The 25,286-nt window shown below is 39.7% G+C and carries 22 protein-coding genes; 5 read left to right on the top strand and 17 right to left on the bottom strand.

The window, feature by feature from the left end; genetic code table 11:
- Positions 1-2,598 carry a TonB-dependent receptor gene (locus L2737_RS01870; RefSeq protein WP_102529781.1) on the bottom strand — a complete coding sequence of 866 codons (2,598 nt, stop codon included), beginning with the start codon at positions 2,596-2,598 and terminating at the stop codon, positions 1-3.
- 443 nt (positions 2,599-3,041) lie between these two features.
- On the opposite strand from L2737_RS01870, the gene L2737_RS01865 reads away from it, so the two are divergent.
- Positions 3,042-4,052 (top strand): LacI family DNA-binding transcriptional regulator, encoded by a 1,011-nt coding sequence (locus L2737_RS01865; RefSeq protein WP_248954556.1) that lies wholly within the window; start codon positions 3,042-3,044, stop codon positions 4,050-4,052.
- A gap of 97 nt (positions 4,053-4,149) precedes the next feature.
- Here L2737_RS01865 and L2737_RS01860 read toward each other — a convergent pair whose 3' ends face one another.
- Positions 4,150-4,488, bottom strand: a complete 339-nt coding sequence (locus L2737_RS01860) for a P-II family nitrogen regulator (RefSeq protein ID WP_144210077.1) — start codon at positions 4,486-4,488, stop codon at positions 4,150-4,152.
- 240 nt (positions 4,489-4,728) lie between these two features.
- Here L2737_RS01860 and L2737_RS01855 point away from each other — a divergent pair, with 240 nt between their 5' ends.
- Entirely contained in the window at positions 4,729-5,244 is a 516-nt protein-coding gene (locus tag L2737_RS01855; protein WP_428848369.1) for a GspH/FimT family pseudopilin, read from the top strand.
- Positions 5,245-5,515: 271 nt separating this feature from the next.
- Positions 5,516-6,025 (top strand): GspH/FimT family pseudopilin, encoded by a 510-nt coding sequence (locus L2737_RS01850; RefSeq protein ID WP_248954554.1) that lies wholly within the window; start codon positions 5,516-5,518, stop codon positions 6,023-6,025.
- A 39-nt stretch (positions 6,026-6,064) separates the two neighbouring features.
- On the opposite strand, the gene L2737_RS01845 is transcribed toward L2737_RS01850, so the two are convergent.
- From L2737_RS01845 to murJ, 12 genes are all read right to left on the bottom strand, one after another.
- Positions 6,065-6,388: a TapY2 family type IVa secretion system protein gene (locus L2737_RS01845; protein WP_248954553.1), complete on the bottom strand. Its 324-nt coding sequence runs from the start codon at positions 6,386-6,388 to the stop codon at positions 6,065-6,067.
- A complete protein-coding gene (locus L2737_RS01840) occupies positions 6,388-6,777 on the bottom strand; it encodes a type IV pilin protein (protein ID WP_248954552.1) in 390 nt (129 codons plus the stop codon). Before L2737_RS01840 ends, L2737_RS01845 begins: the two co-directional genes overlap by 1 nt.
- Before the next feature lie 4 nt (positions 6,778-6,781).
- Positions 6,782-10,300 (bottom strand): pilus assembly protein, encoded by a 3,519-nt coding sequence (locus L2737_RS01835; RefSeq protein WP_248954551.1) that lies wholly within the window; start codon positions 10,298-10,300, stop codon positions 6,782-6,784.
- A gap of 2 nt (positions 10,301-10,302) precedes the next feature.
- Complete coding sequence (locus L2737_RS01830) at positions 10,303-10,749, bottom strand: pilus assembly PilX family protein (protein ID WP_248954550.1); 447 nt, start codon at positions 10,747-10,749, stop codon at positions 10,303-10,305.
- A 9-nt stretch (positions 10,750-10,758) separates the two neighbouring features.
- Positions 10,759-11,730: a PilW family protein gene (locus L2737_RS01825; protein WP_248954549.1), complete on the bottom strand. Its 972-nt coding sequence runs from the start codon at positions 11,728-11,730 to the stop codon at positions 10,759-10,761.
- Between the two features lie 10 nt (positions 11,731-11,740).
- Positions 11,741-12,286, bottom strand: a complete 546-nt coding sequence (gene pilV / locus L2737_RS01820; RefSeq protein WP_248954548.1) for a type IV pilus modification protein PilV — start codon at positions 12,284-12,286, stop codon at positions 11,741-11,743.
- Between the two features lie 287 nt (positions 12,287-12,573).
- Complete coding sequence (ispH, locus tag L2737_RS01815) at positions 12,574-13,533, bottom strand: 4-hydroxy-3-methylbut-2-enyl diphosphate reductase (RefSeq protein ID WP_248954547.1); 960 nt, start codon at positions 13,531-13,533, stop codon at positions 12,574-12,576.
- A gap of 1 nt (position 13,534) precedes the next feature.
- Complete coding sequence (gene fkpB / locus L2737_RS01810) at positions 13,535-13,969, bottom strand: FKBP-type peptidyl-prolyl cis-trans isomerase (protein WP_283108210.1); 435 nt, start codon at positions 13,967-13,969, stop codon at positions 13,535-13,537.
- An 11-nt stretch (positions 13,970-13,980) separates the two neighbouring features.
- Positions 13,981-14,478 carry a signal peptidase II gene (lspA, locus tag L2737_RS01805; RefSeq protein WP_248954546.1) on the bottom strand — a complete coding sequence of 166 codons (498 nt, stop codon included), beginning with the start codon at positions 14,476-14,478 and terminating at the stop codon, positions 13,981-13,983.
- Positions 14,479-14,487: 9 nt separating this feature from the next.
- Positions 14,488-17,310: an isoleucine--tRNA ligase gene (ileS, locus tag L2737_RS01800; RefSeq protein ID WP_248954545.1), complete on the bottom strand. Its 2,823-nt coding sequence runs from the start codon at positions 17,308-17,310 to the stop codon at positions 14,488-14,490.
- Between the two features lie 32 nt (positions 17,311-17,342).
- Positions 17,343-18,278 (bottom strand): bifunctional riboflavin kinase/FAD synthetase, encoded by a 936-nt coding sequence (gene ribF / locus L2737_RS01795; RefSeq protein ID WP_229367732.1) that lies wholly within the window; start codon positions 18,276-18,278, stop codon positions 17,343-17,345.
- A 64-nt stretch (positions 18,279-18,342) separates the two neighbouring features.
- Positions 18,343-19,902, bottom strand: coding sequence for a murein biosynthesis integral membrane protein MurJ (gene murJ / locus L2737_RS01790; protein WP_248954544.1), 1,560 nt, complete (start codon positions 19,900-19,902; stop codon positions 18,343-18,345).
- A gap of 255 nt (positions 19,903-20,157) precedes the next feature.
- On the opposite strand from murJ, the gene rpsT reads away from it, so the two are divergent.
- Entirely contained in the window at positions 20,158-20,424 is a 267-nt protein-coding gene (rpsT, locus tag L2737_RS01785) for a 30S ribosomal protein S20 (protein ID WP_102529664.1), read from the top strand.
- 201 nt (positions 20,425-20,625) lie between these two features.
- Here the strand turns inward: rpsT and L2737_RS01780 are convergent, their stop codons facing one another.
- A complete protein-coding gene (locus L2737_RS01780) occupies positions 20,626-20,922 on the bottom strand; it encodes an ArsR/SmtB family transcription factor (RefSeq protein ID WP_102529665.1) in 297 nt (98 codons plus the stop codon).
- Positions 20,923-21,057: 135 nt separating this feature from the next.
- Between L2737_RS01780 and L2737_RS01775 the strand changes: the two genes are divergently transcribed.
- Complete coding sequence (locus L2737_RS01775) at positions 21,058-22,503, top strand: M28 family metallopeptidase (protein ID WP_248954543.1); 1,446 nt, start codon at positions 21,058-21,060, stop codon at positions 22,501-22,503.
- A 119-nt stretch (positions 22,504-22,622) separates the two neighbouring features.
- On the opposite strand, the gene yaaA is transcribed toward L2737_RS01775, so the two are convergent.
- Both yaaA and L2737_RS01765 read right to left on the bottom strand, forming a co-directional pair.
- Positions 22,623-23,399, bottom strand: a complete 777-nt coding sequence (gene yaaA, locus L2737_RS01770; protein ID WP_248954541.1) for a peroxide stress protein YaaA — start codon at positions 23,397-23,399, stop codon at positions 22,623-22,625.
- Positions 23,400-23,571: 172 nt separating this feature from the next.
- The gene (locus L2737_RS01765; RefSeq protein WP_229368150.1) at positions 23,572-25,008 is read right to left on the bottom strand and encodes an alanine/glycine:cation symporter family protein; all 1,437 of its coding nucleotides are present in this window, start codon (positions 25,006-25,008) and stop codon (positions 23,572-23,574) included.
- Positions 25,009-25,286: the final 278 nt, after the last annotated feature.

Below are 25,286 nucleotides of genomic sequence, written 5' to 3'. Positions count from 1 at the left end.
TTAGAAACGTAGGTTTAAGCCCACTTTGTAACGAGCTTCGCCTTCGAAACTCCAAGCTGGGTATCCGCCTTTAAGCTCAGGTTTAACTTCAGCATCATCAGGTGCAACACCTAATTGAACACTGTCTTCTTCAAGTAAGTTAACCACTTCAAATGATATACCTAAGTATTCAGTGATGTTGTAGTTTGCACTTAAATCAAGTGTTCCAAAATCTTGATGTTCGCGGTTACCGTAGAAACCTGGTAATTCACGCATCATGTATTCGCTACGCCAGTTATAAGCAACACGAGCTGAAAAGTCTTCCATCTCGTAGTAACCGACTAAGTTAACTGTATGCTTTGAAGAGTCAGAGAATACGCTAACTTCATCAGGGTAGTTTTCAGCTGCTGCATCTGAATCTGCGAAAGTATAGTTAGCTGAGTAACCAAAGCCGTTATCAAAACCATCTTGGATTTGTAACTCGATACCTTGGATTTGACCACCTGTTCCGTTTTTCTTACTCGATACAGTCCAGCTATCTTCACCTGAATCAGGATCCGTAATGCCAATGCTTTCATCTAATGTCTGTGAAGAAGTAACAAACGAGCTAACATCTTTAATAAAGTAAGATACACCCATTAAACCATCTGGGCTAAAGTACCATTCAACACCTAAATCAGCTTGAGTCGCTTTAAATGGCTCAAGTGCAATGTTACCGGTATTAACAACTTCATTTCCTGCAGTACCATCTGCATAGCCTACAAGCGCTGACGAAGAAAACATATCTGCGTAATTAGGTCGTGAGATAACTTGCGATGCTGAAGAGCGGATAATGACATCAGGAGCCACATCAAAAGCAATGTTTACACTTGGTAATACGTCACTGTAGCTTGCATCAGCAGTACTTAAGTTATCAGCATATGAACCATCATCTTGAAGAGCAAAGTAATCTGATGTTGCGTCCGTTGAGATATAACGTAAACCGAAGTTACCGCGGATACCGTCAGACTCAAAATTAGCCATTAAATATAAAGAAAGGTTTTCTTCATTAATCGTGCCGTAACCTGACTTATAAACTGGTCCTTCTTTAGAAAAACCACCAATAGCTGCTTTGGCATCTCGTAACATGGCATCCATATCTGGCTTAGGTAAAGTATAACCTGCGCCCGATGAAATTTGACCATTGTAATAAGCTGAAGCATCTTTTGCCGCTATATCAGCATTAACGATTGCTGGTAGTGTTTCCTGAGTGACATCATGGTCTGCGTAACGAACACCGGTTTTAATTGCAGTGATAGCGCCTAAATCAGTAGGAATGGTAAAATCTACTTGAGCATAAGTTTCTTCATCTGAGTTTGGTTGCTTCTTAAGCGCCCAACCTGCTGGTGACAATTGACCACCAAAATCATCTGCTGTGAAGTTTTTATTAGCGACATCAATTTTAATCACTTCACCAGTTGCATCGTAAGTACCAGCGTAATCAGCAGCTGTACCTAACCAAAAACCATAGTTAGAAGTTAATTCAGTACCACCTTCAGACTTGGTATTACCCACACGGCCTTCAACTTTAAAACTTTCATTTTCGTAATCGAAATTGAAGTCGTAAGTATTTGAATCCATACTTGCTTGACGAGCCCAAGTTTGTGCCCAACCTGGGTTTGCGCCATTGCCATCACGGCGATAAAAAGTACAAGTTCCTAACGAATTACGTTGTTCACATGCTTCATCTTTATCATCTGGGAACATAACAAATAACGAGGTATTAGCGTTATTTGCTTGCATATCCAGACTCATGAAATCTAGACCAAAGTTTAAGTTATCTGTCGGACTATATTGAAGCGCACCGTTAATCGCAGTTCGTTCACGGTCTTGCTCAAATGTAGTAGGAACAATATCACCCCAACCAACTAATGATTCTATTCCGTTACGCTGATATGTTGTTTCTGAACCCGCTGCTGAGATTAGAAAACCGAAGTTTTCATTCTCATTTTTCCAGCTATATAAGCCTGATAATTCAGGATCAGTTTCTTCAGAAATTGTCCCGTAATCACCTTTTGCGCTAAAGAATACTGAGTTAGCATCTAAATCTAATGGTTTACGTGTTTTAACGATGACGGTGCCACCGATACCGCCTTCAGGTAAATCAGCCTGAGACGATTTGTAAACTTCAATTCCACCAACCATTTCTGATGGTAGTAAACTGTAGTTAAAGCTTCTGTCGATTGATTGTTGGTCAAACCAACCAGTTGAAGCAACTGAATGGCCGTTTAATAATGTACGAGTTAGGCTGCTTGAAGCACCACGAATCGAAACACCTTGTCCCTGACCAAACTGACGACTTACAGCTACACCTGGTATACGACCTAATGACTCACCCACGTCACCATCAGGAAATTTACCGATATCTTCAGCTGTTACAGCATCAACTACAGAGTTTGAAAAACGTTTTTCGTTAACTGAAGCCTTCATCGAGGCACGCATGCCTTTTACTTCAATTTTCTCAATGTTTTCTTCTGCTGTTTCAGCATCAGCAGCTAATGCTCCTACTGAAACCATACTGCCAAGTAAAATAGCAATGTTAGTTGCTAAAACATTTTTCTTAAAATTAATAGGTCGCATCTTCATTTCCCTTCCATAACTTTATTATCGTTTTTGGATACATAACCATTCCATTCAGAATGACAACGCTGTCATGTCTAGAGCAAACATTACACAATAATTAACAGGCTTGCCACAAGAAAATAACTTTGGCGTGTTTTTTTTAGTCAGAAAACAATCGAAAACCAAACGGCACTAACTATCAAACCCAATAAAAGCAATACTTTACAAGAAGTAATATCTTGTATCATTTTCGCTACATTTATTTTAATTCAAGGACTCATCCAACCAGCAAGACAATTGAAGATTGCCAATTTCAATAAAAATAAGCACTATTAGAGGTAATTGAACTTACTTTATTTCATCTGCTAGATGCTTTGATAACAATTATTGGGGGATAAATGTCATCAAACACAGATAAATATCTGCTAAGTTAATAGCCTGAATCAAAGAGCAAAATAATAATGAAAGTAACCATCAATGACGTCGCCAAACATGCTGGTGTGTCAATTAAAACAGTTTCACGGGTGACCAATAAAGAGTCCTCAGTGAGACAAACTACTGTAGATAAAGTTAACGCAGCAATTAGCGAACTTAATTATCAACCCAACTTAGCAGCCAGAAACTTAGCCAGTACCAAGTCATATGTTATTGGTTTCATTTATGATAACCCCAATGCTTATTACGTTATTGATATGCAAAATGGCATACTGTCAGCCTGCCAGGATAAAGGCTACGAGTTGTTGATCCACCCTTGTGATGCCAAGTCGCCAGATATTTGTGATGAGCTCACTAAAATGGTTAAACATTCACGTTTATCTGGCCTAGTGCTAACTCCGCCTATGTCTGAAGACCCGAAGATACTTGCAGCACTTGATGACATAGATGCCAACTATGTAAGAATTATTGCAGGCGAAAGCACTGATGCAGAAAATGGGCTTACTGTACTCGTCAATGATAAACATGGTGCATTAGAAATTACTCAACACCTTATCGACATGGGGCATTCTGATATTGGCTTTTTAAGCGGTGATCAGCACCATGAATCAACTAAAGAACGTTTAACTGGTTTTAAAGATGCCTTAAGACAAAATCAGTTATCAGTAGTTAACGACTGGGTTTTAGATGGGCAATATTCATTTGAATCAGGGGTCGAAGGTGCAAACAAGCTTATTAACTTACCTAAACGGCCAACTGCGCTTGTTGCTTGTAACGACGAAATCGCGGCAGGAGCATTATTTGCAGCAAGATTAGCCGGGCTAGATATCCCAAAGGATCTGTCAATTGTAGGTTTTGAGGACAGTCCATTTTCACGTCAAACCTGGCCTAAATTGACGACAGTACATCAACCTAACGTGAAAATTGCAAAAGTTGCCACCGAACTTCTGATAGCAAATAGTAAAGAAACAGTGGATAAGAAGTCGATGGTATTTACACCAGAACCTGTGATTCGAGATTCATCATCGATGCGTTAATCTTGGTTAAATAACCTTGTAATATCCAGATTCAAAAAAGCCTCTACAGATTATCTGTTAGAGGCTTTTTTATCGTTAAATAGATTCTAAAAGCAAATTAAACCGCTTCTTCGTTCTCTTCACCAGTACGGATACGAATAACACGCTCAACATCAGTGACAAAAATCTTACCATCACCAATCTTACCTGTTCGTGCGGTATCGACAATCACTTCAATCGCCTGATCTAATTGCTCATCCTGAATAACAAGTTCGATTTTAACTTTAGGTAAGAAATCAACCATATATTCAGCGCCACGATACAATTCGGTATGCCCCTTTTGACGACCAAAGCCTTTAACCTCTGACACAGTCATGCCAGTAATACCTATTTCTGCAAGTGACTCACGCACATCATCTAACTTAAAAGGCTTAATAATGGCTTCTACTTTTTTCATTTATCCACTCCATTCACAGGCAACACGGTATATAAGCTAATTTACTATTACATAAACTTTAAGCTATATCGTTAAAATACAATACTATTTATAATACTACGCTAAAGCGGTTTAATTTTCTGTAGCTATTTTACGTTAATTATAAAACGTGATTTTCGTGCAATAAACTAATCCCTGTCTATACTCTATATGCGCTGCAGGATGCGGCATTTAATTAACAAGGATTGTTAAATTATGAATATTCAATATTATCGCCATGGCTTTAATTTAGTCGAGTTAATGACAACGGTAACTGTTGCAAGCATATTGATGGCCATTGGACTCCCCTCTCTAAAGTCACTTCAACTACAAATTAGAGCTAAAAGTAATATCAGCACTATTCAGCACTCACTTCAATTTGCTAGAAACATGGCCATAAATTATGGTAGCAGAGTAACGGTTTGCCCTCTGAATGATGGAAAGTGCCATAAGGATTGGCAGGCGGGATATGTGATTTTTTTGGATTCTGGTACCAGCAATCAATTTGACATTGGCGACCAAGTTTTAAAGCAAATCAGTCCTTTTGATTCAAATGATATTGTTCAATATAACCGCCTAGCGGTACGGTTTTTACCTGACGGACTAGCATCTGGCACCAACGGAACGTTAACCTATTGTCCTGAAATTCATACAAGTATTTATTCGAAAGCTGTAATTGTCAATCAAGCTGGCAGGGTAAGGTACTCAACCCAAAAACAAATAATGTGTAAAAAATAGTATCAAACTTAGATCTGCAGGGCGAGATCGTTAACCTTTTTCGAACAGTTTTAATGTTCTTTTAATCATGATTCTGTTCAGGAAATCTTCATTTTTACACTTACCAAAAAATAATTTAGCATTCAGATTGAACAGGCTGAATGAAAAACACACTCTCACTTGGTTGCCAAGCTTAGCTCTATTAATAAATTAAAATGATAATATTACATATGTTTATGCCCTTAATGCTTCGATTTGTTATACTCTTATTGAGCAGTTTAAAGGAAAAAAAATGAAGAAAGCAATTAATGGATTCACACTCGTTGAGCTTATGGTAACGGTAGCTGTAGCAGCAATTCTGTTAGCAGTTGCATCACCATCTATGGTTTCACTATATGAAGGAAATCGTGCACGAAGTGCGATTGGTAATATAGAAACCGCTTTTTTACAAGCTCGAAGTCAGGCGATTAGTTATGGCATTCAAGTTACAATTTGTCCCTTAGTTGGAACAAACTGCAGTACCGATTGGAGTGGAGGTTACAGCATCTTTATTGATGTAGCCCCAATTAATAGTCTCAATACTGATGACCTGCTAATAGCAACTCAAAGTGCTATAAATAGTAGTGATTTCATTAAGTCATCAGCAAACAGTTTTACATTTAACCCCGACGGTATGTTAAATGCTACCAATGCTGGTTCAATGGTATATTGTCCTGGCGATACAAGCAGTGCTAATTCCCGTGGAATTTCTATCGGTGTATCTGGAAGGGTTACTGAATTAACAGGAAGTAACTGCACTTAAGTGACCACTGATAGTTAGCCAGCGGTCACTTATTCTTTATTAGTGGGTGATACTCTGCTCCCGCAGCCTATTAATCTTCTTATTCTTAAATGGCTGCCCTTCACCTACGCATTCAAACACACGTCTGACAGTCATGACTCTATCTGAACCTTCACGATTAGATTTAAGCGTACTGACTTGTTGAGTTAATAATGCAGCTTGGTTTTCAACAGCCTCCGCAGAAGACCAATAAAATATTGCAATATCATCACCAGTCGAGGTGTTAATATGGCAATAATAGTATTGGCTCGTTTCCGCTTGAACTCCATTAGAAGCAAATAATAAGCTTATTGACAGAACGAATATATTAATTGAATTTTTCATTACCAGCATTCCTCTGGAGACCTTAAACCTGAATCAGTTAATGTAATAGAAGCGCATGCTGAATCTCGAGTTGCTTGCACACCTTTTGCTGTAGCACTAATCGTTAGTACTCCCGCAGCAATGGTAGAATCTATCTCATAAAAAGTGTTCTCTACCACCCAAGGGTCAGCATTGAATCCAAGTTTCGTCATATCAGTTGTATACGACCGATTATCTAAATAATATTGCTCTTGCCTATTCGCTACAGCCATCAAACCAGCAAGACCGTCTGCTCTTGCTCCTTTTGCTATAAAGCCTGTATAGCTTGGATAGGCAATTGAAGCAAGAATACCAATAATTACAACTGTAATCATAACTTCTATTAAAGTAAAACCTGTCTTCTTTTTCATTAAACTACTCATCAATATGATAATAAATTTTGTTAATACCCAAACCACCGCCAATGCACTTGTCATCTCCAGGGGGACAACCATCATCAATAGGTTCAATTTTTTCCATTAAATCCCCAGCTGAGCCAATACCAATAAGGTACATATAACTATCATCATCCCCATTGGGAGGGATAACAAGCTGTGGAGTATCAGGAACTCGATCACCCATTTCAAGGTACTCTTGGCTGTATGAGCGAGTGCCTTTGTGCAAGTCAAACCCGTATAACCGGCCTTCACCAGTAACTAAACATTGATTTGTGGCTTCCAAATTACCTGGAATATAAGAAGTAAAAAATACCTTTCCTTGAATAATGGTTGGTGCTGAAAGGCTCTTCTCACCAGATGCAGAAAAACTATAATACCAACCGCGTTTTACTCCAAAAGCGATATTCTCATCTTCGGATTCAGGAGGTGTGCTAGTCACATCATATAAATCCTCGATCTCCAATGGCTCAGGTATTTCGCTTCCTTCTGTACCCGTAAAAGGTTTCGTGACAATATTTCTATCTTGCAAAACAAAGAATTTATCTGAACGAGTCTTATCTAAAGGATGTGGCCTATGCCCAGAACCTACTGTTACCGCATCATAAGGGACATTTTGAAAACTTGTTGTTGTAGTACTTTCACCATCAACTGTAACTGTCACTTCCGAAATATTAGTAAACACTGTTTGAGCAACTGCTGCTTCTGCAAAAAAACGTCTATCGCCTTCTTGGGATGAATCGCCCAATGAAGCAAATTTAAATGCTGTCCACGGATTAGTTGAGTCATTAGGCGAAGCACTAGGTAAATCCATCCGCCAAATATTTGCACCTGTATCAGTGGCGTATATACGGTCGGTTAATTTATCATTATTGCTATCCAAAATAGCAATACTATTTGGAATACTATCAATAATACCTGGTAGTGAGGTTTTACTAGTCCCGCCTGACGTACCGAAGTGATGCACTAAACTACCTGTTTCAGCATTAAGTATATAAACCCCACGCCCTATTGTATCGTCGTCGCCTACACCTGCAGCATCTTTCGTAGAAGGGTTATAACCACCACCGATAATTAAAACTGGCGATGCCGTTGCTGATGCAGCATTGCCAGCAGGCACACCAGGAACAAAAGTAACGACAGGTTCAGACCATGTTTGACCAATATCAGCCATACCAGTTGAGCTTGCATCAATTTTCCACATGAATGTTGGAGAATCTGGGTTGGTAATATTTAAAGCGTAATAAGATTTACCACCTCGTCTCATTCCTATAAACAACCAGGCTTTTTCTACAGCACCTGAAGCACTTCTTTGTACGTATGCAACTGGTGGGCTATCCATTCCATACACAGAATGAACTCCAGTTGGCACATTAGCCCTTAATTCGCGTAAATTCGGTAACAGCTCTTGTGGCATAAATGCCCACGTTTCCTCAACCTCATCACCTTTATCTTTAAACATGTGTAAAAAACCTTGGTTTGTGCCAAGTATCACTCTGACATCTGGGGTTCCATCTGTTCCGTAGTTTATTGCTAATGGTTTTGAGTGTAGTGGATCACCCATAACATCAGTACGCATATCAGATGTCGAATTATCTAAATCTTCATCATCAACATCTTTACCTTCTGCCCACTCGAAAAGCTCCTGAAGTTCTGATTTATCAACTCCCATAAAAAGTGCTAACTCGTCTTCGCTTCCAATACCTGCACTGTTAATTGCATTTGATTTCGTAAAATCAGTTAATGCTCCACCGCTTCCAAAGTTACCGTAAAGCGTTCTATCGGCTGACTGCAGCATTAATGAGGCTCCACCAATTGCAACGTCATTACCGTCACCGCCACCTGAAGTAGCAGAACAAACACTAGCAGGAGTCCAGTAAGAACAAGCCGATGAATCTAAATTACCATCATCACCAATTGCATTATTACCGTTTTTATCAACAACATCACCAGACCCAGTAACCTTGAATTTTTTAAGATTTCCTAACCAACGAGGGCCTTTGTTGGGTAAGAACATTGCATAGTAAACTGAATCTAATGTTTGCGTTCTATCGAAGTTGTTACTGGCTACTGAAGGAGAGGTGAAGCTCGAATTTGACTCTAAAATATTTGAAAAAATATTTTGTAACGCTTCTTGCAGTTTTTGAGCATCAAGGGCTGAATAATAATCACCGCCACCACGGTTCGCAGTTTCCTGCAAGATAGGCGCTGCGCTTGCTGCGCCAGAGCTGAAACCAATAGTGTAAGTTGAAATCGTTTGCGTACCTTCCAAAGTGGTATTCACATCATTAGTATTCAACCAACCCGCTAATGCAGGTAAATAATTACTCTCATACTTTTCGCTACTGGTAATACCTAGTGCTTCCACAACACTATTAGCATCAGTATCACGTGTTGGCTCACCATCTGTTACATAAATAACATAGGCTTTATCTTGACACTGTTTACCTTCAAAAGGCGATTCATAAATACCACTTGTTTCACTCGTTTCACTTCCTTTATCTCTACTAGGGGTACTAACTGAATCATCATCACCAAAATAGACACTTTTCCCAGAGAAGTACCGATATGCTTCATATAAATTTTCACACAAAGGTGTCCAACCATCAGCACCTAAGTCATCAATAGCTTCAAGTAAATTGTCTTTATTATCGACATTGTTTGGCGATATATCATAAATTATTCGGCCACCACTATCATCATCATCCCTATTCTCGTTAAAAACTGACAAACCAAAATCAACCCCTGGAGTTGTAACAATGGTATCTTCCATAACCCTTTTAGCGACAGCCATTCGTGAATAATTTTGCGTGCTTTTTGTACTATGATACCAGTTAACATATTTCTCAGTGTAAAGCGTGATTGACTGACCGATACCTAAGTTTGTTAATTTTGCCTTAGTAATTGCATCTTCTACCTCAGCAGCAGATGAAGTTCCATCAACGTTGGTATACCTAATCGGCTCAGCACTTGTACCTAAGCTATCAACAGGAAAACCTTTGGTTACACCATTATTTTTAAAGTTACTTTCGGCTATATCTTCATAGCAATCAACTTGTTGAATACCACTACCGTCAGTTAATGGTAACTCTGACCAAACACCATTTTCGCCAACATATTTATGTTCCCGTAAAAAACCAGTAAACATGCCATAGTCTTCGAGGTAGTTTTCTGATATTTGACAACCGTTGATTTTATGTTTGAAATACTGAAGGCTTGAAGAAAGTGGCACATCACTACTACTTCTAGAGAAAAATAATTTAGTGGCATTTCTAAGATTGCCATTATCATTAACATTTTCGTCACCACGCTCATAAGGGACATCTGTATTAAAGTTAGTACCCATACTCCCAGAAGTATCAAATATAATAAGGACTTGTGGTTTAGAGCCTGAACGAGCTGTCGATTCAAAAACATAAAGCTCTGTGTCATCGGCAAAGCTAATTGCAGAGAAACCAATTGCAGCAAATAGAGCGGATAATGATAAATACTTAAACATAATTAACTCCCTGTTAACACTTCTTGTTCGATACCTGACACGACGGTAACTTGTCCTAAATTATTTCGGCCAAAAGCCGCCGCACTTGATATTTCAACTCGTCGACAACTAATCAAATTACCAGAATTTGCTTTAGTACTTCGTTGACAATTCACATCACCAACCGTCATTGGCGTCATGGTATTTATCACTCCAAGTGCATCGTCTAGATCCGTTGTTACAGCATTCATGGTAGCCATTACTTTTCCTTGCTTATTCGTTATGACTTTATCTTGCGCTCCTTGAACAGACATCATAGCGCCAATGCGCTCAGACCCTGCACCGGCCATCCTTAACGACTGTGTAGAATTAACAGCGAGAGCAACTCCAATTACCGTCATAATGATTAATATAATCAAAGAGAAAAAAAGCACGATACCTTGTTGCTTATAAAAAGAACCATTCATCATTTAGCTTTCCTAGTTACGTATTAACACAGGGTTCTCAAGTACCACCGTGGTCGAAACAACCTTGCGACGATAGTTATCATTTAGTGGACCAATACTCTTATCACCTAACTGATAAGTTACTTCATTTGTATAACTTCTATCTATTTGAGACGAACGAACTAATAAGAAGACCCTTAAAGAAACTAAACGTTGAAATAGTTCGTTATCCCACATTAGTGAGGTAACATTTTGCACCGGCATATAACTATCAGCAGTATCATCCCCATTACTGTCAAAACCATACATAATACGCATATTTTCGATACCTTCGACAAGCTGCTCATCATTATTCATACCGTTACCTATTGATAACGTGCGCCGTTTTAACACAGGGATATCACCATCTTCCTCTACATAATAAACATGATGTTGAAACTCCCAAATTCGACTATTCACCAAAACAGGTGCAACCGAACTGCCATTAAAGATTTCAATTTGATTTGAGGTTGTAGAGGCATAATATCGACTGCTATTCATCTCAGCAGCAGTAACAGAAGGACCAATTAATCTTTTTATCTGTATAACATCCGTATTTGAGTCAGGTGTAATGCAATCCATATTTTCAGCACTAACATCAGCTTCATACCCCCACAAACGTCTAAAGTGAGCAGGCTGATTCTGAGGGAAACTTGCATTATTTAATCCTGCCCCAATACAATCATTAACTACAGCTGTGGCTGAAAGGTTGGTATTCGTTCCAACAATAAAATCAGTACCGGTTATATCACCAGTAAAACCAAGTTGACTTAAATCCCTATCAATAATAGCCAATGCTATACGGCCATTTTCTTGTAATTGATTAAATTGACTTGTAGTAGTGACATTCGTGGATGACATGCTGAACATAGTAAAAAGGCCAGCCGATAAAAAAAGACTGATAACCATTGCAACCATCAACTCTACAAGTGAAAAGCCATTGTGTGATCTACCTATTATTGGCATTTTATAATCCTTATAGAATAGCCGTGTTTATTTCTAGCACTCTACGGCGATCGCTTGTTGTGCCGCAGTTCTTTGCAAACGAACTACCTGCTGAAGCACCATCAGAAGTACCACGAATACCTTTCCATGTCATAACAACTGTGACATCTGACACATTAATATCAATACAAGCTGTTGCTGAATCCAAACCACCGATACTTTTGCCAGACAATTGCTCATTGTCACCTTGAAATAGTCGCTCCCATTGATACAAATCCCAACTACGAGTCTCTATTAGCGAACAAAGACTATTCCCGCCAACACCTACATCACAAGATTTTGGAGCCGTTGTTGAACCGCTATAAGTTCCTTCATAATTTGCTAGTTCAGCTCTATTTAATCGCATCCGATTAATGATATCGTTTATATAGTATGACGCTTGAGTTTGCTGAAAAGCTTCAAAGCTACCGCGCTTAGAAACGATATGCAGGTTAAAAATGCCAATTAACCCGACAGTTAAAATGACTAACGAAACCATGACTTCAATTAAGGAAAATCCATTCCTTTTAGCTGACATATGTGTCAAACCTCCATCGATTGCCATATCTTTGACATGACAATTAAAAATATTTGTTTAAAATCCTAAACTTAGATACAAAATACTATACTGCATATTAATAGTCGAGCAAGATGTAAACAAAAAGGTCACTTATTGTATACTAAATATTAGTTAATGATTAATTTTAGCGATCTTTACAGTATAGCCTAAGAAATAGTCCAATAGTTGTAGGCATAAAAAAACCGCAAACCCAGAGGGTTTACGGCTTTAGTAACGATATGAAATTTAGATAAAAAGTTGCAGGATTATCTTAATTCAGCAGGCACTGCAAAAACAGTGTCTTCTTTACGGCCTTCAACTTCTGTAATAACTGAAGGTTCAAATTTGGCAATAGCATCCACTACTTGCTGAACAAGCACTTCGGGGGCAGAAGCGCCCGCAGTCACTGCAACCTTAACGACACCAGTAAACCATGCTTCATCAACATCAGCGGCGGTATCTACTAAATAGGCTTTAGTGCCCGTTTTTTCAGCCAATTCTCGTAATCGATTTGAGTTAGAACTGTTCTTTGAGCCTACAACAATGAATAAATCAGCATCAGATGACATCGTTCTCACAGCATCTTGACGATTTTGTGTTGCGTAGCAAATATCATCTTTACGCGGCCCTTCAATTGACGGAAACTTAGCCTTTAATGCTTCGATAATATCTAATGTGTCATCAACTGAAAGCGTGGTTTGCGTGACAAAGCACAAGTTATCAGGGTTATTAACTTTTAACTGAGCAACACTTTCAGGCGATTCAACCAAATAAACACCACCTTCAGCATTGTCATACTGACCCATGGTGCCTTCAACTTCCGGATGACCTTCGTGGCCAATCAAAATACACTCAATCCCTTTACGACTTGCACGAGTCACTTGAAGATGAACTTTGGTCACTAAAGGACAAGTTGCATCAAACACTTTTAATCCACGACTTTTGGCTTCTTGCCTAACAGCTTGAGAAACACCATGAGCACTGAAAATAACAATACAGTTATCAGGTACTTCATCAAGTTCATCGACAAATATTGCACCGCGATCTTTGAGGTTTTCAACCACGTAACGATTATGGACGACTTCATGACGAACATAAATCGGCGGTTCAAATAACTCTAATGCGCGCTCAACAATACTAATTGCACGGTCTACACCAGCACAAAATCCTCTTGGATTAGCAAGCAATATATTAAGTTCAGGAGACGTCGGATCAACTTTAAGCATCTTAAAGTACCTCTACCACATCAAGTTCGAAAGTCACTTTCTGACCTGCTAGTGGGTGATTTAAATCTACAGTAATTGAATCACCAGCAATCTCTCTGACCATGCCAGGGATTTCGCTTCCACCTGGGCCGCCAAAACTGACGATTACACCTGGTTCAAGCTCCATATCCGCAGGGAAACGGCTTCTATCCATATGATGAATAGCATCAGGGTTGGACTCGCCAAATGCGTCTACTGGCTCCAAGGTGAAATTATGTTTATCACCTAGTTGCAAAGTATTTATCTCTGCTTCAAATGCTGGGCTTAAGCTACCATCACCAACATTAAATCTTGCAGGCTTACCTGATGACTTAGTGCTGTCAGCTGTCGAACCATCTTCTAAAATGATATTCATATGACACAAAATTGAACGAGATGAGGCTTGTTGTTCTGACAAAGTAATTCTCCCTAACTTTCTTTTACAGGTTCTTCAGGCTTAAATGATTCCCAAATTATCAATACTGCACCGATAAAAATACCTGCATCTGCAATATTGAACGCTGGGTAATGGCTAGTGTTCCAATAGAAATCAATAAAATCGACAACATAACCATGCATTAAACGATCAACCAAATTACCAATAGCACCACCAATGATCAGGGTATAGGCTAAATTCGTACGCCATAACGAAGATGACTGCTTACGTAACCAAATAGTCAGAAGCGTACTAAAACCAATTGCAATAATGGCAAAGAACCAACGCTGCCAACCACCCGCTTCGCTTAAAAAGCTAAATGCAGCACCATAGTTTCGAACATAGGTAAAATTGAAAAATGGTAAAAGCTGTATGGATTCAGACAGCTCAAAGTTTGCTAACACCCATTGCTTAGATAGCTGATCGGCAAAAAATACCAATACAGCTACCCAATACCAACGAATGCCACTTTCTTTCCAAGTAAGAGGCATTATTAGTCCTTATGCAAAGTTACGATGTTCACCATCGCCTTCAATGTTGGTTACACAACGACCACATAGCGTTGGATGAGCTTCGATTGTTCCTACGTCTTCACTGTAGTGCCAGCAGCGATCACACTTCTGTGCGTCACTTTTATTGACTATTAATTTCAGTGAGTTTAGTTCGGTTTCTATTGCGTCAGCTGGCGCGGCGTCTAACGTTTCAACAGCTGTTTTAGATGTAAGCAATACAAAGCGTAACTCATCAGCCACTTTGGCAAGTTGCGATGCTAAATCTGCATCAGCAAATAAAGTGATTTCAGCTTCTAATGAACCACCAATTCGCTTATCACGACGTGCTTGTTCAAGTACTTTGTTCACTTCATTACGAATTGTAAGCAACTGCTGCCAGTAATCATCACTTAAGTCACCTTCTAACGTGACAGACTCAAGACCTTGATACCATTCTTCAGTGAACACAAACTCAGTGCGCTCGCCTGGTAACAACTTCCAGATTTCATCGGCAGTAAAGCTTAAGATTGGTGCAATCCAGCGAACCATCGCCTCGGCAATATGGTAAAGCGCTGATTGACAGCTACGACGAGCATGACCATCTTGTTTCGCTGTGTATTGACGATCTTTAATGATATCTAAGTAGAAGCTGCCTAACTCAACTGAACAGAATTGCATTAATTTCTGCGTTACTGAATGGAAGTTATATTGCTCATACGCTTCAATAATTTCACTTTGAAGCGCGGCCGCGCGGCGCACAACCCAACGGTCAAGCGATACCATATCTTCAGTCGCAATCATGTCTGTTTCTGGGTTAAAGCCATTTAAGTTAGCTAATAAGAAACGAGCAGTGTTACGAATACGTCGGTATGAATCAGCACTACGATTTAGGATTTCATCAGAAACCGTCATCTCACCACTGTAATCAGTAGCAGCGACCCATAAACGTAAGATATCAGCACCCAGCTTGTTGATAACTTGCAAAGGTGCGATGACGTTGCCAACTGATTTCGACATCTTGCGGCCTTTACCATCAACGGTAAAACCATGGGTTAATACTTGTTTATAGGGTGCTTTACCATTCATAGCAGTTGAAATCATCAACGATGACATGAACCAACCACGATGCTGATCGCTACCTTCAAGGTATAAATCAATGTCATGTCCGTTAAATTCAGGACGTGATGCAACAACTGATGAGAACGTTGAACCAGAGTCATACCAAACGTCTAACGTATCAGTCACTTTGCGGTATTGCTCAGCTTCATCGCCAATCAGCTCACTGATTTCAAGATCCCACCACGCTTGGATGCCTTCTTGTTCAATGCGATGTGCAACACGTTCCATAATAGCTACGCTATCTGGATGCAACTCATCCGTTTCACGATTAACTAATAATGTGATCGGTACGCCCCAAGTACGTTGGCGTGAAATACACCAATCAGGACGGTTCTCAACCATTTTCTCAATACGGCTTTGACCCCAATCTGGGATCCATTGAGTTTGCTCAATTTCGCCTAATGCTTGCTTACGTAAGCCATGGTTATCCATTGAGATAAACCACTGCGGCGTAGCACGGAAAATAATTGGTGTTTTATGGCGCCAGCAATGCGGGTAGCTATGACGGTAAGCCACATGATGTAATAGTTGACCTTTTTCTTCTAAAAGTTCAACTACGCTTTTGTTTGCTTTAAATACATGTTGACCAGCAAAAAACTCTGTATCAGCTTTATATACACCGTTGTCACCAACTGGATTGGCAACTTCCAAACCGTATTTTTGACCAACAATGTAATCGTCTTGACCATGGCCAGGAGCTGTATGAACAACACCAGTACCTGCTTCAGTTGTTACGTGATCACCTAAAATAGCTGGCACATCAAATGCTGATAAAGGATGGTTAAAACGAAGCAGCTCAAGTTCTGCGCCTTTAGCTGTACCGATAACAGTATGACTTTCAGCTTCAAATCGAGTCATACAAGACTCAACTAACACTTCAGCTAAAATCAGAGTTTTAGTTACGCCTTCTTTTACAAACTCAACAAGGCTGTAATCAAGCTCAGGGCTTAGACATAACGCGCGGTTAGCTGGAATAGTCCAAGGCGTCGTGGTCCAAATAACAGCTGAAATTGTTGGGGTATAACCTTCAACACCAAACTTTGCTGCAACCGCTGCAGAATCTACAGCATTGAATGCAACATCAATCGCTGGCGATGTTTTGTCTTCGTATTCTACTTCTGCTTCAGCAAGGGCTGAACCACAATCAGTACACCAATGAACAGGCTTTACACCTTTGTGTAAATGGCCACTATCGATGACTTTAGATAATGAACGAACAATGTTCGCTTCTGTGCTGTAATCCATTGTTAGATATGGATTATGCCAATCTCCTAAGACACCTAAACGAATAAAGTCATCTCGCTGACCATCAACTTGTTTAGCTGCATACTTACGACATTCAGCACGGAACTCTGCTGCAGAAATTTTCTGACCAGGTTTTCCGACTTTCTTTTCTACCATCAGTTCGATAGGTAGACCATGACAATCCCAACCTGGAACATATGGCGCGTCAAAACCTGCCATCGTTTTAGATTTAATGATGATGTCTTTTAAAATTTTATTTACTGAGTGACCGATATGGATATTGCCATTCGCGTATGGAGGGCCATCATGTAAAATGAATGGTTTGCGTCCAATACGACTATCACGGATCTTTTGATAAAGTTCGTTTTGAGTCCAACGGTTTAACATTTCTGGCTCACGATTAGCCAGATTACCGCGCATCGGAAAATCTGTTTCCGGCAAATTCAACGTAGATTTATAGTCGGTCATTGATCCTATACCATTAATTGGGCTGATTTATTTCAGCCTGCATCATTGCCAAACAAAGCTTTTGCTTCATTTGCATCATTCAAAATTTGTTTTTTTAGTGCTTCCAGTGACTCGAACGGATGTTCATCACGGATTTTTGCCACAAGTTCTACTTCAACACGCTTACTATATAAGTCGCCGGTGAAATCAAATAAGTGGACTTCTAACTGACAGACTTGCCCATCAACCGTAGGTCTAAAACCTACATTGGCAACGCCTTCATAAATATCGCTGTCATCCCAATACATTTTTACCGCAAACACACCACGAACAGGTGAAACCTTTCGCTTTAGAGCAATATTTGCAGTAGGAAAACCTATGGTTCTGCCTAACTTTTGTCCGTGTGCAACACGGCCAGTTAATACAAAGGGGTGACCTAATAATCGTCTTGCTTGCTCTAGATTACCTAAAGCAAGTTGCTCCCTCACTGCTGTAGAACTTACTCTAATAGAGCCTAGAATAAAACTCTGAGTACTCACAACCGTAAAGCCGAACTTTTTACCCGCTTCAAGCAACATCTCAAAGGTGCCAGATCTGTTTTTACCAAAGCAAAAATCATCACCAACAACTAAGTATTTCACCCCAAGCTTTTTAACCAGCAAATCTTCAATAAACTGCTCAGCCGGTTGATTGGCAAAATGACTATTAAAATTAACACAAAGCAATCGATCAATATTCAGCTCATCAAGCAAACTAATCTTGTCACGCAATAAACTAATTCTTGCTGGGGCATCTTGTTGACGAAATAGCTCTTGAGGTTGAGGTTCAAACGTCATAACCACTGCTGGCAATTGAAAGTGTTTTGCTTTATTAACTAAGTTATTAAGCACTTGCGCATGGCCACGATGCACACCATCAAAGTTACCAATAGTGAGCACGCATCCATGATGCGAAGGTAAAATATTGTGTATACCGCGAATTAGTTCCATTACGCCAATTAACTGCTACTGTAAATCGGCTGATTATATACTAGATAGATTCGATAATCAGCATTCATGATTGACGTTTCATCTTCCAAGGTCTCAGCCCCATCAATACTAAGCTTAATAAATAAACACCTGCACCCGAAGCGATCAATTTAACTAAGGTTAGTACCTTCACCATCATCGGCATATCTAACCATATCGATTGGGCAGGTAATGTGTATAGCAGCAGTAGTGCCATAATCGCCGTAGCGATAACCACTTTCAAGAAAAACACTAATGTCGCGCGGCTAAATTTGTACACCCCAGCGATATGTAATCCACGATATAGAAGACTTGCATTAAGTAAGGCTGACATAGAGGTGGCAATAGCAAGACCAACATAGCCAAAAGGAATGGCAAAAATAATATTGAATATCATATTACTTATCATGGCGATAATGCCGTATTTAACCGGTGTTTTCGTATCTTGACGAGAGAAGTAACCTGGCGCTAAAACCTTAATCATCATAAAGCTCAACAAACCACAACCGTATGCAACCAAACTATATGATGCCATCTCTACATCTGTGACAGAAAATGCGCCTCGCATAAATAACACCATTAACATTGGCTGAGCTAAAATAATTAACCCAAGCATCGCTGGGGCGCCAAGTAATAAAATGGCTCTAACCCCCCAGTCCATGGTGTCACTAAAACCGCTTCCTTTGGCATCAACATGCTTTTTTGATAATGCTGGCAGAATGACCGTCGCAATGGCAATACCAAACAACCCTAGTGGAAATTCAAGTAATCTGTCTGAGTAATATAACCAACTTATGGATCCCGTCATTAAAAATGAGGCTATGAAGGTATCAAATAACAAGTTTATTTGAGAAACCGAAACGCCAAATAAAGCTGGGATCATCAAGGTTCTAATTTTTACCACCCCAGGATGGTTCCACCCCCAAGAAGGTTTAACTAATGCATTTTCACGCAATAAAAAAGGCAGTTGAAATAAAAACTGCACTAAGCCACCAGTAAATACCCCCCATGCTAGCGCTAACTCAGGTTGCTCCATCGTAGGCGCAAAATAAAGAGCTGCAACAATAATGGTGATATTTAAAAATACTGGAGTAAAAGCTGAGACTGCAAATTTACCTCTGGTATTAAGGATCGAGCCTGCTAATGCCGTAAAAGTAATAAACCATAAATAAGGAAAGGTAATTTTTAGCATTAATGCTGCAAGTTCAAATTTTTCAGCATTCGGCCCATCATTTAGCCAATCATAAAACCAACCACCAGCAAATAGTGCCGCAAGTATTGGCGAAGCAATCACACCTAATAACGTCACAACACTGACTATTCCCCCCAGTGTTCCTGCGACTTTAGCTAAAAGTTCTCGTGTTTCTTCTGGGGTATTTTTTTGTTGATACTCAGTCAGAACCGGCACAAATGCCTGTGCAAAAGCTCCTTCAGCAAAAAGGCGACGTAAAAAGTTAGGGATCTTGTTAGCAAAGATAAACACATCGGCACTACTACCTGCGCCCATTAAGTTTGCAATTACCACATCTCTTATCAGGCCTAATACTCTTGAAACTAATGTCATAACACTGACAATTGCACCTGATTTTAATAGCTTTTTACTCAAACACCCCTCCATAGCAGTTTGCTAACGAATGATTAAACGTGGATATATCTCAATTTTTCAATTCTAATACTGTTTATGCAATACAAGAACTGGTAGAATGCGCCACATCTTACACGAGTTGGGTTGAAGATAACCGAGCAAGGTAGTTTTATTTGTCTTTTTGAGGATATTTCTGCCATATTCATTGACAAAATGAATAAAAGCAGGCATATTCCTCGCCCTCAAAGTATTAATCCCAGTTTTAGGAGTTGCACCTTGGCTAATAGCAAGTCTGCAAAGAAGCGCGCGCTTCAATCTGAAAAACGTCGTCAGCATAATGCTAGTCGTCGTTCAATGTTACGTACATACGTTAAACGTGTTATCGCTGCTATCCAGAGCGGTGACCATAAAGCGGCTACAGAAGCATTCGCAGAAGCACAACCAATTGTTGACCGTATGGCGACTAAAGGCCTTATTCACAAGAATAAAGCTGCTCGTCAAAAGGCACGTCTAAACACAAGAATCAAAGCAATCGCTGCTTAATTTTGTGATTTAGTTTTTAAAAAACCGACTTAGGTCGGTTTTTTTATATCTATAATTTACCATCCCTTGCATTCAAGCTCTCTGTTTCTCTATTCATCATAAATTTTAAGCATAAAAAAACGCCTTAATCATAACTTACATCACGTAAGTATAATTAAGACGCTTTGAGTATGTTCAATCTGAGTATTTTAAACTGAGCCACTAGTGGCAATATAAGTTGTCCAATACTTTGATTAACTCACGTACTTCTTCACTTTTCAGTGAATAGAAAACAGTTTGGGCTTCTTTACGTGTACAAACGAGATTATCTTTTCTTAGCCAAGCTAAATGCTGCGATAACGCAGACTGGCTTAGACCTAGCTTTTTGTTCATCTCACCAACGCACATTTCACCTTCATTAAGCAAATGACACAAAATAAACAGACGACGTTCATTTGCTAGTGCTTTCAGCATTACTACAGCATGATCTGCACGCTGTTGCATTAATTCAATATTCATCACGCGCTTGGTTCTCCTCAATCATCTCCATGGCTAATATAGCCTTCCCTAACAAATAGGGCAGCGACATGAAGCACACTTTTTGGTAGATTGTTTTTAAAAATGAGACTTAGCTAATAAAAATGAAGGAAACTCATGAAAAACTACAATAAGACTCTCTGCGCCGCGATGATTTTGACAGCATTATCAGGCTGTCAAAGTAACCAAAGTGATACACAAGTAACAAACGAGACGGTAATAGAGAACAATAAGAATAACCAAATTAGTCAACAACTAGCGACAAAAGCCCTGTCGTCTTCATTAAGTTATGACATCGTTGAGTCATTAACTGTGGAAGTTGGCCCTAGATTAGCGGGCTCTGAAAAAGATATCATCGCCGTTAACTGGGCTATGAACAAACTAGAATCATTAGGTTTTGATAAAGTTTATAAAGAATCTGTTCAAGTACCCGCTTGGTATCGTGGCAGTGCAAAGGCTTCTATTATCGCTCCTTTTGAGCAACCACTGGTTATTAGTGCATTAGGCGGTAGCGTCTCGACACCAGACTCAGGGATACAAGCGCAAATAGTGCGTTTCGATACCCTCGCCGACTTACAAGCTGCCGATCCAGATAGCGTAAAAGGTAAAATTGCTTTTATTGATCATAAGACGGAAAGACACATTACAGGCAAAGGTTACGGTAAATCAGTAGGAGGTCGCTCACGAGGCGCTGTTGCAGCTGCCGAAAAAGGAGCTGTTGCTGTCGTCATTCGCTCAATAGGAACCGATCATGACCGCATGGCGCATACTGGAATGATGCGATATAAAGACGGCGTAGCAAAAATACCTGCAGCTGCGTTGTCTGCACCTGATGCCGACATGATTAATGCCATGCTAAAACGAGATGACAATATTCAACTGTTACTTAATCTCACTTCAAAGAACTTAGGCGTCGCGACTTCTTACAATGTCATTGCAGAGGTAACAGGAAGCAGTAAGCCTGATGAAGTCGTGCTAATTGGTGCTCACTTAGATTCTTGGGATGAAGGCACAGGCGCAATTGACGATGGCGCTGGTGTAGCCATCGTTACTGCTGCAGCCAAACTTATTCAAGACTTACCAAACAAGCCTGCAAGAACAATCAGAGTCGTTTTATACGCGGCTGAAGAAGTAGGCCTAGTTGGTGGTAAAGCTTACGCTAAACAGCATGCTGACGAACTGACAACACACTATATTGCCGCAGAGTCTGATTTTGGCGCAGGCGAGATTTATCAAATCGACTTTAATGTTAACCCAGCTGTATTTGAACAAGTAAAAGTAGAGCACAGCGGGATGACTGTCAATGGCGTTAAGCTCGGTAACAATAAAGCAACTGGTGGTCCAGATGTGTCAATGATGCCTTCTCTGGGCGTTCCAGTGGCATCACTAAGGCAAGATGGTACTGATTACTTCGATTATCACCATACGCCAAATGATACCTTAGATAAGATTGATCCTAAGGCGCTAGCTCAAAATGTTGCAGCTTATGCACAATTTGCTTATATCATGGCGCAATCAGAATTAGATTTACGTCCACTTGCCAAAAAAGATGATAAAAAGTAGTCCTTCTGAGCTTTATTTCATCCAAACAAAAAGCAGCTAATTAGCTGCTTTTTGTTTAACACCACATTAGCCCAAAACACATAGCTAATTATAAATTTACTTAATCAAGATCGTTGAAGTTACGTTCTTTCTTCACGTAAGAACACAGGTGCAGCTGGTGTAGATAATTCTTCACTAAAGTAATAACCATCAGCATCAAACTTCTGGATCCCTGCTAATGTGTTAATGTCATTATCAATCAAATACCTCGCCATTAAACCACGGGCTTTTTTAGCGTAAAAGCTAATGACTTTATATTGACCATTTTTACAATCTTTAAAAGCTGGAGTAATTAAGCTTGCCTTCAGTTGCTTTGGTTTAACCGCTTTAAAGTACTCATTCGATGCTAAATTTACAATAATGTCATCAGCTTGCTCATTAACAGCAGCATTTATTTCATCAGTTATGATATCTCCCCAAAAGGCGTAGAGGTTTTTGCCTTTAGGGTTAGTTAAACTTGTGCCCATTTCTAAGCGGTAAGCTTGCATCAAATCAAGCGGCTTTAATAATCCATAAAGCCCAGACAGGATTCGCAGATGGTTTTGAGCTTTTTCAACTTGTTGTTCCGACATAGAATCGGCATCAAGTCCGGTATACACATCACCTCTAAAAGCAAACATGGCTTGTTTCGCATTTTCAAGAGTGAAATTAGGTTGCCACTCACTGAATCTAGCCGCATTTAAGCCTGCTATTTTATCGCTTACTTTCATTAATGAAGCAATATCCATTGGTGTAAGCTCACGACAAACCTTAATCAATTGCTGACTATGATCTAATAAAGTGGGTTGAGTAAATGACGTGGTTTTAGCCGTGGTTTCGAAATCTAATGTTTTTGCAGGAGAAACTAATACTAACATCGTTAACTATCCTATTAAGCCATACAGTATTTAACTTTAATGCTCTCTATAATACTGGGCTCAATAAAAAAAACCATGCAATATATGCATGGTTTTTTAGATTGTTCTAATAGAGTTTTACTTTAGTTAACTGAATACTCAGAAATTAAGCACCCTCTTCAGAAAATATCAGTTACTTATCAGATTCAACTGGCTTATTTTTCCAGATACCATCTTCAAGTTGATCAGCAAGTTCAGGGAACTTATCTGTATCAAACACCGGCTCTTCACCCGCTTTTACCTGTTGGCGGTAATCATTAATCACTCGCACAGCAAGTCCTGATAATAGTAACAATGCAATCATGTTAACTAATGCCATTAAGCCCATAGATACATCAGCTAGGTTCCATACGATATTAATTTTCGCAATAGCACCAAACATTACCATACCTAAAACTGCTAAACGGAATAACGGTAAAGCACCTTTCTTGTTACCTGAAAGGAACATTACGTTAGTTTCAGCGTAAGAGTAGTTAGCAATAATAGAAGTGAAACAGAATAGTAAAATAGCGAAAGCAATGAATGCACCGCCCCAATCACCAACATGAGAAGATAACGCATTAATTGTCATCTCAATACCATCGCCACTACCAGCAGCATCGCCAGACAATAAAATAATCGCCGCAGTTGCAGTACAAATGACGATAGTGTCAAAGAAAACACCCATCATTTGCATGTAACCTTGTGATGCTGGGTGATTTGGGTTTGGTGAAGCACTCGCTGCAATATTTGCTGCACTACCCATACCCGCTTCGTTTGAGAATAAACCACGTGCAATACCCGCTTGCATCGCTTGAGCAATACTGTAGGCAACCGCGCCACCAGCTGCTTCTTGCCAGCCAAATGCGCTCTTAATCACTAATGTAAAGACAGCTGGTAATTGCTCAATGTTCATTAATACAACAACCAATGCGATAGCAATGTAAGCTACAGCCATAATTGGCACGATAACTTCAGAAACTTTAGCAACCTTCTTAAGGCCGCCCATAATCACAACGCCACTAAATAACGCAATGGCAATACCTACATAGACAGGTTCAAAGCCAAATACCGCAGTCATTGCGCCAGTAATTGTATTCGCTTGTACCGCATTGAAGACAAGACCAAAACAGATAATCAACAAGATTGAGAACAAAATCCCCATCCAACGTTGACCTAGGCCCTTCTCCATGTAGTAAGAAGGACCGCCACGGTATTGTCCGTCTGAATCTTTCACTTTATAAACCTGCGCTAAAGTGGATTCAATCATTGCGGTTGCCATACCCAACACGGCAATTGCCCACATCCAGAACACTGCACCAGGGCCTGCCATACCAATCGCTACAGCAACACCTGCCATGTTACCTGCACCGACACGGGCAGCCATACTGGTACAAAAGACTTGGAAAGAAGATAGACCATGACGGCCTGGACGACGGCTGATCGCGAGGATCTTGAGGCCGTGTGTAAAATGCGCAATTTGGATAAAGCCAAGACGCACAGTGAAAAATAAACCTGCACCAACTAGCCCGTAAACTAACAATTTACCCCAGAGTAAATCGTTCATGAAATTCACAATCGTTTCTAACATTGCCATTGCTTTATTTATTCCTTGGAATAACTTTATTTTGCAGGAAGTCAGCCTGTAGTTAATTACCCCAATGGCTTATAGCTTCAGACAAAATAAAATTATCGTATTATTTTAATAAAAACACTCAAGGTCTATGTCAACAGCCCTTTTCAGGCTAGCTGCCTAGATTGAGTTTCAGTGAGCGAAAATATTAGTTATTTATTATTTAGGATTTGATCGAGTTAACTTTACTTTTTTTAAGCACGAATGCCTAGCAAACTTTCTCAATTCATTATCTC

This window comes from Shewanella electrodiphila (assembly GCF_023283985.1).
GTDB classification, from domain to species: domain Bacteria; phylum Pseudomonadota; class Gammaproteobacteria; order Enterobacterales; family Shewanellaceae; genus Shewanella; species Shewanella electrodiphila.
Note: the sequence above shows the minus strand (reverse complement) of the source record. Positions and strands in the feature narration are given on the sequence as shown.

Excerpts from the sequence above, each read along its gene's own strand:
- L2737_RS01870 (WP_102529781.1), bottom strand. The coding sequence starts at position 2,598 with ATGCGACCTATTAATTTTAAGAAAAATGTTTTAGCAACTAACATTGCT.
- L2737_RS01865 (WP_248954556.1), top strand. The coding sequence starts at position 3,042 with ATGAAAGTAACCATCAATGACGTCGCCAAACATGCTGGTGTGTCAATT.
- L2737_RS01860 (WP_144210077.1), bottom strand. The coding sequence starts at position 4,488 with ATGAAAAAAGTAGAAGCCATTATTAAGCCTTTTAAGTTAGATGATGTG.
- L2737_RS01850 (WP_248954554.1), top strand. The coding sequence starts at position 5,516 with ATGAAGAAAGCAATTAATGGATTCACACTCGTTGAGCTTATGGTAACG.
- L2737_RS01845 (WP_248954553.1), bottom strand. The coding sequence starts at position 6,388 with ATGAAAAATTCAATTAATATATTCGTTCTGTCAATAAGCTTATTATTT.
- L2737_RS01840 (WP_248954552.1), bottom strand. The coding sequence starts at position 6,777 with ATGAAAAAGAAGACAGGTTTTACTTTAATAGAAGTTATGATTACAGTT.
- L2737_RS01835 (WP_248954551.1), bottom strand. The coding sequence starts at position 10,300 with ATGTTTAAGTATTTATCATTATCCGCTCTATTTGCTGCAATTGGTTTC.
- L2737_RS01830 (WP_248954550.1), bottom strand. The coding sequence starts at position 10,749 with ATGATGAATGGTTCTTTTTATAAGCAACAAGGTATCGTGCTTTTTTTC.
- L2737_RS01825 (WP_248954549.1), bottom strand. The coding sequence starts at position 11,730 with ATGCCAATAATAGGTAGATCACACAATGGCTTTTCACTTGTAGAGTTG.
- pilV (WP_248954548.1), bottom strand. The coding sequence starts at position 12,286 with ATGTCAGCTAAAAGGAATGGATTTTCCTTAATTGAAGTCATGGTTTCG.
- ispH (WP_248954547.1), bottom strand. The coding sequence starts at position 13,533 with ATGCTTAAAGTTGATCCGACGTCTCCTGAACTTAATATATTGCTTGCT.
- lspA (WP_248954546.1), bottom strand. The coding sequence starts at position 14,478 with ATGCCTCTTACTTGGAAAGAAAGTGGCATTCGTTGGTATTGGGTAGCT.
- ileS (WP_248954545.1), bottom strand. The coding sequence starts at position 17,310 with ATGACCGACTATAAATCTACGTTGAATTTGCCGGAAACAGATTTTCCG.
- ribF (WP_229367732.1), bottom strand. The coding sequence starts at position 18,278 with ATGGAACTAATTCGCGGTATACACAATATTTTACCTTCGCATCATGGA.
- L2737_RS01780 (WP_102529665.1), bottom strand. The coding sequence starts at position 20,922 with ATGAATATTGAATTAATGCAACAGCGTGCAGATCATGCTGTAGTAATG.
- L2737_RS01775 (WP_248954543.1), top strand. The coding sequence starts at position 21,058 with ATGAAAAACTACAATAAGACTCTCTGCGCCGCGATGATTTTGACAGCA.
- yaaA (WP_248954541.1), bottom strand. The coding sequence starts at position 23,399 with ATGTTAGTATTAGTTTCTCCTGCAAAAACATTAGATTTCGAAACCACG.
- L2737_RS01765 (WP_229368150.1), bottom strand. The coding sequence starts at position 25,008 with ATGTTAGAAACGATTGTGAATTTCATGAACGATTTACTCTGGGGTAAA.